Source organism: Paraburkholderia sp. BR13444, from assembly GCF_040948755.1.
GTDB lineage: Bacteria > Pseudomonadota > Gammaproteobacteria > Burkholderiales > Burkholderiaceae > Paraburkholderia > Paraburkholderia youngii.
Genome location: NZ_JBFPKM010000029.1, coordinates 23948 through 37559 on the forward strand (window position 1 = coordinate 23948; position 13612 = coordinate 37559).

The window sequence follows — 13612 nt, forward strand, 5'->3', positions numbered from 1 at the left end:
AAGTCTTTGATTCTATGGGTGCAGCTGGCATCACTTCTCGGAACTCATGCGTTTGTCTCAATTTTGCGACTTCGCCGCAGCAGCATTGAGACGGAGCCTTTGCCCCGTCTCACAATGCATTGAGACTCGTCAGAACGTATGCATCAAGGCTACGCGATAGACCATCTGATTGCCTGTGGAAGAGAGGTCTGATGAGCCGATGATATGCGCCGAGTCCAGGTCTGTACCGGTTTTTCCGTTCGTGTGCTGATAAGCACCCTGCACATACACGGACGTCCGCTTGCTGAGCAAATAGTTCAGCATCAGCGACACCTGATGCCAGTTCTGACTCGAGCCGCCGCCTGTGTCGTTCAGATTCCCGTGCGTATAGGTATACGCGCCGGCGAGGAACAACGCGGGGTTCAAGAAATATGTCCCGTTGACCTCCACGTTATCGAATTTCCAGGAGGTCCATGTCTGCGTGCCGATGTTCGGCGCGTACCCGTTGGCCGTCGGGTTGTAGACGTCGACGTGCGAGTAAGCCAGCGCGACGTTCGACCCGTCGCTAAACGTCCACTTGACGCCGGCGTCGATGTTCTGCTGATGCGAACCGGTAAAGACGCCGTCGCCTGCTACCGCACCTGTGGTGGTGAGGTTGCTGCCATTCTGGCGTATGTATGCCACCGCGGCGGAGAACGGCCCCGTTGCGTAGGTGACCCCTGCGCTGTATGCCCGGTTGTCAGCAAAGTTCGTCGAGTTGCTGAAGCCGTACACGCCTTCGAACTGGAAGCCCGCAATCGTTGGACTGAGGTACTTGACCGAATTGTTCAAGCGATAGTCGTAGTCGGCGTTGTCGTTATCGAATGGGTGAGCGGCAAGGTCGCCGATAGCGTTGCCTGCCCCCGTAAACGAACTCCACATGTCAACGGTTGCGTCGTACTGCCGCCCCATCGTAAATGTGCCATAGCTCGCCGAGTTCAAACCGACAAAGGCTTGACGCCCGAAAAGGCGGCCGCCCTCATTCAATTGGCCGTTGTTCAAATTCGTGCCATTTTCCAGAGTGAAAATAGCACTCAGCCCGCCACCCAGGTCTTCGGTTCCCTTCAGACCAAAGCGCGTCTCCGACACATCGCCGCTGACCATTGCCCACGCATGGTGGCCGCCCGCATTCGATGTGAAATTGATACCTGTGTCGAGGACACCGTATAAGGTGACGCTGCTCTGTGCATGAGCGGAACTTCCCGCGAAGAAGGCGACGATTGCGGCAGGAAGTAAAAGGCTTTTCATTTGCGTGGAATCCTCTAATTAGAGAACGAGTTTTGCCGTGCGGAGTCCTAATTGGATGTCCGCAGACGACGTTCGGAACGATTAGAAAAGACTACGGCAGCACTGTCGGCTCGTTGGCGAGATAAAGCGCCCATAAGCGCCAATGCGCCACCTTTATTGCAATGGCGGCGCTAATAGAGCATTAACCATGCCAACGCGACGGATTCGTTAAGAATGCTGCAGGACGGCCTTTCCATGCCGCCCGCCCACGTAAATGCGCAGGCTCCAACGCTTAGAGACGGAATCAAAAAGACCCACTGGGGGCTGTTAACCTTCTCGGCAAGCTGTTAACCTTGGCCACCTGAACAACTGGAACCAAGGATGGGCGCGCCGATTGTTGATGACGGACTGTGGACACTGATCGAGCCATTGCTGCCTTCGCTCAAACCCCGGCGCAAGAAGTATCCAGGCCGGTTGCCGGTTGCGAACCGAGCTGCACTGAACGGCATTCTGTTCGTGCTCAAGACCGGTATCCGCTGGCGGGACCTGTCGACCAAATTGGGATTCGGATCGGGGTCAACCTGCTGGCGACGGTTGCGCGACTGGCAGAAGGCCGGCGTGTGGAAGCGATTGCACGAGCTACTGCTGGCGAAGTTACGCGAGGCAGGCGAACTCGATTTCTCACGAGCAGCCGTCGACTCTTCATCCGTGCGAGCTGTGGGGGCGGGCGAAAAACTGGTCCGAACCCCACGGATCGCGCGCGACCAGGTTCCAAGCACCACATTCTCGTAGACGCCAATGGCGTTCCTGTCAGCGCGATCCTCACTGGCGCGAATCGCAACGACGTCACCCAGCTGCTGCCGCTGCTTGACGCCATTCCACCGATTCGCGGCGTACGTGGCCGGCCGCTTCAGAAGCCCAAGGTCATCTACGCAGACCGTGGCTATGACTCCGAGGCGCATCGCCAGAAACTTCGCGAGCGCGGCATCAAGCCGGTGATCGCCAAGCGCCGGACAGAACACGGCAGTGGTCTGGGCAAATTCCGCTGGGTTGTCGAACGTACGCATGCGTGGCTTCACAACTTCCGTCGTCTTCGCATTCGCTTCGAACGTCGGGCCGACATTCACGAAGCACTTCTCAAATTCGGTTGCTCCCTCGTCTGCTGGAACATCTTCAGACGGACGGAGCAGCCTTTTTGAATCCATCTCTTATGAAAGCATCTCAGACATGAGACCATTCTCTCGCCTGAGAGAGCGAAACCGGAGGTGTTGCCGCGCCAGCATCAGTACCCAAGTTCCGGATTCACGACGTTGGCGACCGGTTCGCCTAGAGTGAGGGCGCGGACATTTTTGGCAAACAGTCTGAGTCCGGCTTCAACATAGCCTGTCGGGGCATCGCAAGAGATATGCGGCGTAACAACAAACCTCGGAACGTCCCAAAGAGTTGACTCTGAGGCCAACGGCTCGACTTCGAAGACGTCGGCCACGCAGCCTGCCAATGCATTACGGTTCAGGGCGTCGGTGATTGCGTTGTAGTCCACGACGGCTCCTCGCGCCATGTTGACGATGCCTGCACCCGGCTTGAGCGAGCTTATTCGTCTCGCCGAAATCAGGTTTTGTGTTTCGGGTGTCAGCGGGCATGCGAGGACGACGAAATCGGCATCGGGCAGAACATCGTCGAGTGCATCTTGCGGGACGACGCGATTGAAGCCCTCAGCCGGCCGACCGCTCCTTGACACGCCAGTTACTGACAACCCCAAGGTTCCGCCAGCAAGTGCTACCGCAGTACCAATTCCGCCAGTACCAACCACGAGAAGCTTTTTGTCTGCGACCGGCGAGGTGAATATTGGCTGCCAGCGACGCTGCGACTGGTCGTAGGCGAACTGCGGCATTCTGCTGTTGAGCATCAGGATGCTCATTAGCGCATACTCGCGCGCCTTCACCGCGTGAATGCCACTGCTGTTCGAAAAAATGGCCCCGCGGGGAAGCCAGTCAAGCGGCATGAAGCGCTCTACGCCCGCGTTGATACAGTGCGCGAGTCTAAGATTTGGGGCGTGCTTTCTGATTACTTCGGTGTCAAAGCGAGGAGCCACCAGAAATTCCGCCGCGCCCAGTGCTTCGTGGTTCAACTGGTCAAATGCACTGACCGAAATGTGCGCTCGCTCGTTGAGGTCTCCGAGGCTGTCCCGAATCTGATTTTCCGTGATGGCATATTGGCCAACGCCATAGTTGATTGCATAGATGTTCAATGCGTCTGTCGACACGTCAACCTCAGAGAGGAAGAGAGCGTCACCCTTGCCACGAAGGACGTCGTGGCAAGGGCGCGCAGGTGTTGTTCAATCACGCCGCCAGTTCAATCGCTTTGTGGAAGCTGCGACCTTGCCAAAGGAGGCAGTGCCCATCGACTTCGTCGGGCATGAGGACAGACTGGACCACGCCTACGAGAATGGTGTGCGAGAACCCGTCATGAGCCTTGGCCAGCGTGCAGTCGAGGGCGACGCGAGCTCCTGTGAGAAGCGGCGCGCCCGTTTCGCCAGGTATCCAGTCGATACCGACGAATCGCTCCGAGCCTTTCTTTTCGCCAAACTGCTGGACAACCCGCGCGTGGTCGGCCATCAGAACGTTCACTGCGAAGAATCCCTGATGCAGGATGACATCGTGTGCGGATACAGATTTGTTGACGCATACGATGACGGACGGCGGGTCCGCAGAAAGGCTGCAAACAGCCGTTGCGATGAAACCGAGGGGCACAGTGCCTTCAGCCGTGGTGATTGCCGTGACTGCGCCAGGGAAGCGAGCCATCGCTTCGCGGAATTGCTTGTCAATGTTCACGATATCCTACCCATTCAAGTGCGACACAAATTTCGTGTTCAGATATGCTTCGACCGCTTCCGGTCCGCCTTCTGAGCCAATGCCCGAATCACGAACGCCACCGTAGGGAGTTTCGGGCAGAGCCAACCCCAAGTGGTTAATGGTCACCATCCCCGCCTCGATGCCCCGAAACAGCGTGGAAGCCTTCGCGCTGTCTCGCGTCCACGCGTAGGAGGCGAGACCGAACGGCAGCCGGTTCGCTTCATTGAGTGCATCGTTCAAGTCCTTGAACGGCATCAGAAGGGCAACGGGGCCGAAAGGCTCATCGTTCATTGCTGCCATCTCGGGCGTGACGTCGGCGAGGACGGTGGGCTCAAAGAAGTAGCCTTTGCCCACGATGCGTTTGCCGCCCGTGATTACGCGCGCGCCTTTGCCAACGGCGTCCTCGACGAGATGCGCAACGCTTTGCAAACGGCGTTCGTTGATAAGCGGACCCATCGTGGTGCCGTCTTCCAGACCGTCACCGACCTTGAGGGCGGCGGCTTTGCTGCCGAACTTGTCGCAGAAGGCGCCATAGACGCGTTGGTCAATCAGGAACCGGGTCGGAGCAATACATACCTGCCCGGCATTGCGGAACTTGGCAGCGGCGAGCAGGGAGGCTGCCGATTCGAGGTCTGCGTCGTCACAAATGACCACGGGCGCGTGACCACCGAGTTCCATCGTCACACGTTTCATGTGCCGACTTGCCATCGCCGCCAGCTGCTTGCCGACCGGCACACTGCCGGTGAACGAGACCTTGCGGATGCCTGCGTGCGGAATCGCGTATTCAGAAATCTCGGCCGGTACGCCAAAGAGGAGTCCAATCGTGCCCGCCGGTACGCCGGCGTCATGGAAGCATTGAATCAGTTCCGCCGGCGAAGCAGGCGTTTCTTCCGGCGCCTTGATAATGATGGAGCAGCCCGCGGCGAGCGCTGGTGCCAGCTTGCGTGTGACTTGGCTGACGGGGAAGTTCCACGGCGTAAATCCGATGGCCGGCCCAACGGGCTCCTTCAGCGACGTTTGGAGCACGGCTGCGTTACGACCTGGGATGACGCGTCCGTACACCCGGCGAGCCTCGTCGGCGAACCACTCAATCAGGTCGGCGCAGGAGTTCACCTCGAGCCGGGCTTCGGCGAGCGGTTTCCCTTCTTCTGTTGTCAGCAGGCGCGCAATCGGCTCGGCGCGCTCGCGAAGCAATTCCGCGGCACGGCGCATCTTCTTCGCCCGGTCGAAAGCTGAGATGCCGCTCCAGTCGCGAAAGCCTTTTTGTGCAGCCTGAATAGCGCTCTCGACATCCTGCGTCTCGGCCCGAGCCACAGAGCCAATACGTTCGCCGGTCGCCGGGTTCACCACGTCGAGGGTTTGATTGAGAGCGCCACGACGCCATTCACCGTCGATGAAAAGATTGACATCCTGATAGGACATGCGAAATCACCTTTGCTTGGTTGAGAGAGCGCAGACGCGGACGCCTGCTTGCCGGTCAAAAAGGCAAAGGCCGTGCCATTCGATTTATTCTCTATAAATCAGTCACTTAGTTCGTCACATCCCTTGTCATTCTCACGCGTGCGACCGCGTCAGTCGCACGCGTGATACCGCGGAAGTCTGAGATTCAGGTAGGCCGGCTCACCACGCAGCCAAGGATTGGCCTGCTAAAAGGGCAGTTTCCAAGGGCTTTTGCCGGGCGGCTTCCGAGTTCCGGGGGGGGCAAACTGGCCACCGAGATAGTTCGTGCCTCTCGTTTGTGGCCCCTCGGACGTACATGTCGTCGGATTGAGACAAGCCGAGCAAACGAGCTGAGTCTCGGCTACTCCTTCCTCTTAGGGGGCTGAAGCAGGTTCCGTCGATTTTCAATGCGGAACCCGTGAGCGGCGATGTCGGAAATGAGACGACCGATGGGGGAAGAGGTATGTGGCTGGGGAAGGCGCCTAAGGTTTACCCGCCTATCAGGGTCGGCTTGCGCGCTTCACTATATGACACTAATCAACGTTTAAGCGCATTTTTCGCACCAATCAAGTGCGAAACTTTGCGGTTTGAGCCTTATCTTTTCATAAAATGTCGTTAATAATCAAATAGTTAATGACGACATTCTGATTTGGCTCAATTATTGCGGTGGGCTTGCGGTATGCCGGTCGCGGCGTTACGCGGTGGAGTGGGTATGAGCATCGACGAACACCTTGTGAAGATTATGTCCGCTCTGACGGCGGCGGCGAGCGACGTCCCGCCGACAGTCGGTTCGGGGACCGCGCCAGACTGGACCCCCTATTCATCGTGGCGCCGGTGCATGGACAAGTACCAAATCCAGCCCGATGCAAAGCCGAATGTGCCGATTCTGACGGCAATGGAACTCACCGAGGCACGCAACGCGTTCGGTGACGACAACCTGTCGCTCATCATGCCGGAGTTGCATCGGCTTCTGGAAATCATCGGACCGGTCGGATACAACGCAACCCTCGCCGATAGCCAGGGAATCATCCTGGTCGAAGTTGCGCCTGACGACCCCGCTCATCACTGTATTGGCGACAAGGAAGGCACCTTCTGGCTCGAGGAGTACGGCGGCACCAACGGAATCGGCTCTACATTGATAGAGCAGCGTGCGACTTCAGTCTTCAAGCAGGACCACTACCTCGCCGACCTGATTACGCAATCGTGCGTGGCCGCTCCCGTTCGTAGCATCGATGGCCGCGTCAAAGGCGTAATCAATCTCGCAACGCGTAACACGGACATCACCGAATCGGCGCACCGGGTTATCTATCAGCTGGCTCTCGATAGTGCAGTCAGGCTGGAAGCGAAGCTGTTCCGCTCGCAATTCTCCAACGATTCAGTCCTTCAGTTTCATCGACGGACAGGGCCTGCAGTGATGCTTGCAATTGGAGAGGACTTCCAGGTAACTGGCGCTACGCGTTCTGCGCGCGACCTGTTTGGCTTCGGTGATGTCGGAACGGGGACGCCTAATCTTTGGGAAGTGTTCGACCGTAGCTGCGAAGCTGCGCTGACTCATTCAGGTGACTTGAATACAGTCGGATTGCGTCTCCTTTCAACGGGTCGCCTGCACAAGGTGTCAGTCTGGCCGGGTGCCCGCACGAGGCACCGGCCTTCGATTGTCGTTCCGGAAACCTATCGCACTGACCGGGGAGCCACGCGAGCTGGTCGACAGCAGGCTGTGACGGTTGCGGAGTGTGCGGGAAGCGACCGGAAGATGCAGGCAAACATCGCAATCCTTAATAAGCTGAAAGATAGCGGTATTCCTGTACTGCTTCTTGGCGAGACTGGCACTGGTAAAGATACGCTCGCCAAAGCGATTCACAATGAAAGTAGCCGTGCTAGCGAGCCATTCGTCGCGTTCAACTGTGCCGCGGTTCCAGAGTCGTTGATTGATAGCGAGCTGTTTGGGTACTCGAAGGGGGCCTTCACGGGTGCAAATCGCGAAGGTAACGTGGGCAGACTCGTAGAAGCGCATGGAGGCACAATCTTTCTTGACGAGATTGGCGACATGCCGCTGCAGCTCCAGACCAGATTGCTGCGAGTACTGGAGTCAGGGGAAGTGACCCCGCTTGGTGCCGGTCGTGCGCGTCAGGTGGACCTTCAAGTTATTGCGGCGACCAATCAGAATCTCAGGACGAAGATTGCAGAGGGCCTCTTCCGCGAAGACCTTTACTATCGCCTCGCGGGAATCGTTATCGACGTGCCTTCCCTGCGCGAGCGGGATGACGTTGCGGGAATCGCTCAATCGCTCCTGAACCGTCTCTCGGAAGGTAAGGCGCTTAAGCTTGACGACAGCGCGATTGCGGCGATTCTCGCGCATCGCTGGCCGGGCAATGTCCGAGAAATGCGTTTCGTGCTGCAGCGCGCTATCAAGCTGTGCGAAGGCGGAGTGGTCACCGCAGGCGACCTTTTACTTGCGCCTGCACCGGTAATGCAGCCCAGGCCGCAACAGCCGCAACAACCGGTTGCGCCGGCAACCGCCGAGGTAATCCCGCAGCAGGCTGACGAAGTTGACGCGCACGATTCAGACCACACCGTTCGCTCGGCGCTCGCGTCTGCCGAACGAGCAGCAATCCTCAAGGCGTTGTCACGCCACTCAAACAACATTGATGCGGCAGCCCAATCACTCCACATGAGCCGCGCAACTATCTATCGAAAGCTGAAGCGTTACGACATCCGTACGTAAGCTTCGTTACTCCACTCTTTCAGAAAAAGCCCGCATTTGCGGGCTTTTTGCTTTTATTCATCTCTTTAAAACCGACTAAAACGGGAGGCGAGGAGCGTACGTCGTCTCACCGCTGACTTTGACGGCGTCGCGGCGATGAGAATTTAAAGATTGACCGGGTTCCGAAGACGCCACAAATTCCTCAAGATAATCAATTCATTAGCCATCCAAAATTAGATTGGCATAGCCTTTGCAGATGGAGACCTGCCCGAATCGAGCCGATTTCGCGCGGCAAAAGCTGGCAAACGGGAGACCCGTCCAGCGCGTCTGAAACCTCCACACGTAAAGGTGCAGCACATGAAAGGTATGCTCAAGAGCATTGGTGGACCACTTGTAAGCGCGATGTCTTTGCTTGTCGCGTCCATCGTGCCTATTCCCGCCCATAGCGCTGACCAGGTCACGCTGAAAGTTGCCTATTCTTCGGACTTTGTTCCGCTGAGTCCTGAAGCAGGAAAGGCATACTGGGACCAGGTTGTCGGCCAGTTCGAAAAGGAAAACCCGGGCGTCAAAGTCCAACGAATCACAGTGCCGGGGTCGTACGCCGACGTTGAAAACAAGATGAGCCTGATGTTCCGGTCGCCGGGAACCGCCCCGGACGTCGTCGAACTGTCCAACCAGGACATGATTCAGTGGGTCGACAGTGGCTATCTCGCGCCGCTCGACAAATGGCTTGGCGCCGAACCGTCCTGGAAGGACATGCCCGCCAACATCAAGTACGAGACGACGGTCGACGGCAAGGTATACGGCATCAGCCACGGCGAAAACGAAATGGGGCTGCTCTATGACAAGACCCTCTTCGCCAAGGCCGGTATTGCAGTCCCGTGGGCGCCCAAGACATGGGCCGACGTACTTGACGCCGCGCGCAAGATTAAGGCGACCAGTCCGTCCGCGTGGCCGTTGTGGCTTCCTACCGGAACCGCACAGGGTGCGTCGGGCGCATGGAACGGCCCGAACTCGGTGCTCTTTGGCTCGTCGGACCCGACGATTTACAACGCCTCGACGAAGAAGTGGGTTGTCGATAGCAAAGGCCTTCGCGAGACCGTCAACATCTACCGCACTGCTGCAGCAGAGGGGTTGCTGGCTCCGTCCTCGCAACTCCTGAATGCGAATGCTATCGCGACGCCCCCGACGGAAATTCCGAAGCATCGCATCGGCATCACGCTCGCCGGCAACTGGTTCACCCTTCAGTGGACCAAACCCGTCTCATCACCCTTCTACGGAACCGCCTTCAATGACATCGGCGTAGCGGCCGTTCCGACTGTCGGCGGTCAGGCGCCTGGAGTTGCGAGCAGTCTCGGCGGATGGGATATGGCAATTTACTCGGGCTCGAAGCAGAAGGACCTGGCGTGGAAATTCATCCAAATCGGCCAACAGAAGAAAAACATGCTGATGGGGGCGCTCAACAACGGCTGGACGCCGCCTGTGTCTGGCTACGCAAATTCGTCCGCTTGGCTGAATGTTGACCCGTTCCAGAAAAGCTTCCAGAACTGGTTGCCGCATGCCACGCCAATTCCCGTTGTCGCCGGTTACAACACTTGGGCTATGGGCTTCGTGACGGCCACCGAGGCGGTCGTTCTCAACCCGAAGCTCTCTGTCGACGATGCCATGAAAAAGATGGTGACCTACGTCACCAACCAGACAGGTCCTGACGAAGTCGAAGTCCGAAAGTAAATCGCACCAGCGAATGCTGCCCCGCCTCGGACGATGAAACGTCGAACGCGGGGCGAAGGATGAACGCACATGAAACCAGTTCTCTACGGTATTGCAGCGACTGCAAGCATCGTGATGAGTCTGCTCGTCCTGCAAAGCAAGGTTCTCGATTTTCCAGTCAGCAACGGATTCCTGCTCAATCTGGCATCGAGCGTCGATTTTCAGTCGGCCCTGTGGCGGGCGTCGTTTCCATTCGACAAATTGCCCAATTCCCTAAATCACTGAGCAACGCAGGGTCATGTCCCTGCTCGCAAACTACCTGAAGGTGTGACATGACGACTGTCCGCTTTGACCAAGTATCCAAGTTGTACGGCGATACCGTCGCCGTACAGGGCCTGAATTTCGAAGTGAACGACGGCGAGTTCCTCGTCATGGTCGGACCCAGTGGCTGCGGGAAGACCACGACGCTCCGAATGCTGGCCGGGCTGGAGACTCCGTCTTACGGTCGCCTCTGGTTTGACGACAAGGATATGACGTTGACACCGCCCGGTAAGCGCGGCATCGCGATGGTGTTCCAGAGCTACGCGCTGTATCCGCACCTTTCCGTCTATCGCAACCTGTCTTTCGGCCTTGAAATCCGTCACGAGTCCAAGCACGACCGCGACCAGCGTGTCCGCCGGGTGAGCGACATGCTGGGATTGACCAAGCTCCTTGACAGAAAACCGAGCGCACTGTCCGGCGGCCAGCGTCAGCGCATTGCGCTCGGCCGGGCGATGATTACCGAGCCCCGTCTGTTCCTCCTCGACGAGCCGCTTTCAAACCTCGACGCAGCACTTCGAACACAAATGCGGCTTGAAATCGCCGAGATGCAACGCCGCCTTGGCGTGCCGACGGTTTACGTCACGCATGACCAGGTGGAAGCAATGACCATGGGGCATCGAATCGCCGTGTTCTCACACGGCAAGATGCTGCAGATTGGAACACCGGAGCAACTCTATCGGCGCCCGATGAATCGCGAAGTGGCAACCTTCATCGGTTCACCAAAGATGAACATCCTGTCTGCTGATGTCGTAGGTTCTGCAGACGCGCCCGCCTTCAATCTATGTGGTTCGACATACGCGCTAGACGGCGCCAAGGCACAGGCGTTCAACGCGCCTCGCGGCCGAAAGGTTCACATCGGCATCCGGCCGCAGGAGATTCACTGGGTCCAGGATTCGCCAGGACGCTGCGCTAGCCGGCTGAAAGGCCAGGTCTTGAGTGTCGAGCCGACGGGCGCCGAGACGTACGTTACGGTCATGTGTGGAACCGAATCGCTGACCGCCCGTTTCCCGAGCTTCGCCCCGGTTGCTGAGGGCGACATTGTCGAACTCGCCTTCGATACTGAAGACCTGCACATCTTCGATATTGAGTCGGGGGCATCTCTCATCGACGAGCGGGCGCTTGCTCTGGAGTCTGTCCCCGCCTTGATGCGTGCTTGATGCGGCGCAGTTCTCGCTACGTTTGATTTCACAGTCTGCTCGACTCGAGGCATAGATGAACAGCCCAACAATCTCAATGGACCGGTTTGGCAAAGCCAGACTCGATGGTCATCGCTATCGGTGGGAGAGCCTTGTACTCCTTCTTCCCGCCGCTGCTCTCCTGATTGGCCTTTTCGTAGCGCCAATCATCTACGCCGGCTATCTGGGACTAACCAACCTCCAGTTGATTGGTTCGCATGCCGTTCACTACAAGTTCACCGGAATGTGGAACGTCCACGTACTTCTGAACGATGAAGAGTTCTGGCATTCGCTCCTTGTGACGATTTACTTTGTGGTCGGCTCGGGTGCTGTCGCATCCACCATTGCGGGCCTTGTGCTCGCGATGCTGATGGACCGGGCGATTCCTGCGATTCAGGTTTCGGTGGGAGCGCTTGCCATGCTCGCGTGCATTCTGCCGCCCGCGACGGTTGCTGTCCTGTGGTTCTGTGTTTCGACGGCCGGTGGTGTGCTGCCCTGGATGCTGGGACAGGCATCGAGTGACCTCCTGTTCAAGTATCCGGTAGTTATCGTCTCCGCCGCGAATGCGTGGTCGCTCTGCGGTTTGACAATGTTGATGTTCGCGGCAGCGCTCAAAAATATCCCGCAGGACATGTACGAAGCGGCCATTCTCGAAGGCTCGAACGCCGTACAGCGCTTCTTCCGCATTACTCTCCCGATGCTGCGTCCGACCCTGATGACGTCCGTGTTGCTCATGACGCTTCTGTCGTTCGGCAACTTCACGCTCGTCTTCCTCATGACGGGCGGTGGCCCCGGAAATGCCACCAACATCCTGCCTGTATATGCCTATATGCAGGGCTTCCGTTTCAATCACCTGGGATACGGCGCGATGCTGGGCAACGTCATGGTCCTGCTCTCAGCAGCCCTGGGCATCACGTTTATCTGCGTCGACCGACTCGGCGGTATCAAGAAGTCCGCCAAAAAGCGCTAAGGAACCGGCCATGAGTACACATATCTCCCTTGCTTCCGATGTTTCCGCGACCAGTGAGACACCATCCCGCTTTGGTCCTGAAGTTATCCTGCCCAAGCTGACCGTCGGCAAAGTGTCTCGAAACGTTGCCCTGACTGCATGCGGTGCAATGTTCGTCTTGCCTCTGCTCTGGCTCATTCTTGCCTCTGTCGACGCGGATGCGAGCCGGCAGCTCAAGTTGCCGATTCTGACGCTCGCGCACTTCGGCATTGCATTGAGTTCCGGGAAACTGCTGGCGCTCTGGAACAGCGTTGTCATTTCAATCATCGCTACCCTTGTCGCGACAATTCCGTCGATATTTGCTGGGTACGCGTTCTCGCGGCAGCACATACCGTTCAAAAAGAGCACGCTCCTCGTGATTCTTTTTCTGTCGGGCATCCCAATCAATATCCTGATTGTGCCTGTCTATCAAGTGCTGTCCAAGATGGACATGCTGTCCCTGCTTCCGACCGGCATCTTTCTCGGAGCAACTGCGCTTCCGTTTGAGCTTTACATCATCAAGAACGCGATTGACGCAATACCTCTGGACCTCGAAGAGGCGGCAAGAATCGAAGGCGCGGGCACGCTGCAAATCATCCTGCGGGTGATTGTTCCTCTGTCGATGCCGGGAATCATGGCTGGCGCCATTTTCGGGTTCGTCAACACGTGGGGCAACTTCCTGGCTCCGCTTGTTCTCATCACCAACTCCGAGCAACAGCCGAGTCCAATCTCCATCTTCAGCTTCATCACGGCCGACACGATTCGGTATGGGGACATCGCTGCCTACAGCCTGGTGTATTCCGCACCCGTTGTGTTGCTGTACCTCCTCTCGTCTCGTGTATTCAAGTCGGGTTTTGTACTTGGGGGGGCGGTTCGAGGGTGAGCGCTTGCTGAAACCTCGTCTCAACTCGAGCGCTTCACGCTGTCTCATCGGTGAGACAGGCGACTGAGACTGCGAAATTAACTCTGAAAAATCAAGGGCATTGCGGACTGGCATAGCCGTTGCAGAACATGGTGCCCACTACATTTCGATGGCCTTTGAGGTAATAAATGAAACTCGGACTTTTCATGATGCCGCTTCACGACCCGAAGCGGAATTACACGGAGCTGCTCAAGCAGGACCGCGACGCAATCATCATGGCCGACAAGCTCGGCTACGCAGAAGCCTGGGTCGGCG

At 57.6% G+C, this 13612-nt stretch carries 11 protein-coding genes and 1 pseudogene; 8 read left to right on the forward strand and 4 right to left on the reverse strand.

Annotation, left to right across the window (positions count from 1 at the left end):
* Nucleotides 1-129 precede the first annotated feature (129 nt).
* Complete coding sequence (locus AB3X95_RS38325; protein WP_368593731.1) at nt 130-1266, reverse strand: porin; 1137 nt, start codon at nt 1264-1266, stop codon at nt 130-132.
* Nucleotides 1267-1626: 360 nt separating this feature from the next.
* Here AB3X95_RS38325 and AB3X95_RS38330 point away from each other — a divergent pair.
* Nucleotides 1627-1821, forward strand: a pseudogene (locus tag AB3X95_RS38330) (transposase); the annotation flags it as partial.
* Nucleotides 1822-1865: 44 nt separating this feature from the next.
* The gene (locus AB3X95_RS38335) at nt 1866-2444 is read left to right on the forward strand and encodes an IS5 family transposase (RefSeq protein ID WP_368594407.1); all 579 of its coding nucleotides are present in this window, start codon (nt 1866-1868) and stop codon (nt 2442-2444) included.
* An 83-nt stretch (nt 2445-2527) separates the two neighbouring features.
* Here the strand turns inward: AB3X95_RS38335 and AB3X95_RS38340 are convergent, their stop codons facing one another.
* From AB3X95_RS38340 to AB3X95_RS38350, 3 genes are all read right to left on the reverse strand, one after another.
* Nucleotides 2528-3493 (reverse strand): D-2-hydroxyacid dehydrogenase, encoded by a 966-nt coding sequence (locus tag AB3X95_RS38340; protein ID WP_368594247.1) that lies wholly within the window; start codon nt 3491-3493, stop codon nt 2528-2530.
* Nucleotides 3494-3584: 91 nt separating this feature from the next.
* Entirely contained in the window at nt 3585-4076 is a 492-nt protein-coding gene (locus tag AB3X95_RS38345) for a flavin reductase family protein (RefSeq protein WP_368594246.1), read from the reverse strand.
* Between the two features lie 6 nt (nt 4077-4082).
* Nucleotides 4083-5519, reverse strand: coding sequence for an NAD-dependent succinate-semialdehyde dehydrogenase (locus AB3X95_RS38350; RefSeq protein WP_368594245.1), 1437 nt, complete (start codon nt 5517-5519; stop codon nt 4083-4085).
* 730 nt (nt 5520-6249) lie between these two features.
* Between AB3X95_RS38350 and AB3X95_RS38355 the strand changes: the two genes are divergently transcribed.
* The 6 genes from AB3X95_RS38355 to AB3X95_RS38380 all read left to right on the forward strand — a co-directional run bounded on the left by AB3X95_RS38355 (nt 6250) and on the right by AB3X95_RS38380 (nt 13318).
* Nucleotides 6250-8262 carry a sigma-54-dependent Fis family transcriptional regulator gene (locus AB3X95_RS38355; protein ID WP_368594244.1) on the forward strand — a complete coding sequence of 671 codons (2013 nt, stop codon included), beginning with the start codon at nt 6250-6252 and terminating at the stop codon, nt 8260-8262.
* Nucleotides 8263-8598: 336 nt separating this feature from the next.
* A complete protein-coding gene (locus AB3X95_RS38360) occupies nt 8599-9972 on the forward strand; it encodes a sugar ABC transporter substrate-binding protein (protein WP_368594243.1) in 1374 nt (457 codons plus the stop codon).
* Nucleotides 9973-10041: 69 nt separating this feature from the next.
* Nucleotides 10042-10236 (forward strand): hypothetical protein, encoded by a 195-nt coding sequence (locus AB3X95_RS38365; protein WP_368594242.1) that lies wholly within the window; start codon nt 10042-10044, stop codon nt 10234-10236.
* 47 nt (nt 10237-10283) lie between these two features.
* Nucleotides 10284-11429 carry an ABC transporter ATP-binding protein gene (locus AB3X95_RS38370; protein ID WP_368594241.1) on the forward strand — a complete coding sequence of 382 codons (1146 nt, stop codon included), beginning with the start codon at nt 10284-10286 and terminating at the stop codon, nt 11427-11429.
* 55 nt (nt 11430-11484) lie between these two features.
* On the forward strand, nt 11485-12417 hold the full coding sequence (locus tag AB3X95_RS38375; protein WP_368594240.1) for a carbohydrate ABC transporter permease: 933 nt from the start codon (nt 11485-11487) through the stop codon (nt 12415-12417).
* Nucleotides 12418-12427: 10 nt separating this feature from the next.
* Entirely contained in the window at nt 12428-13318 is an 891-nt protein-coding gene (locus tag AB3X95_RS38380; protein WP_368594239.1) for a carbohydrate ABC transporter permease, read from the forward strand.
* Nucleotides 13319-13612 lie beyond the last annotated feature (294 nt).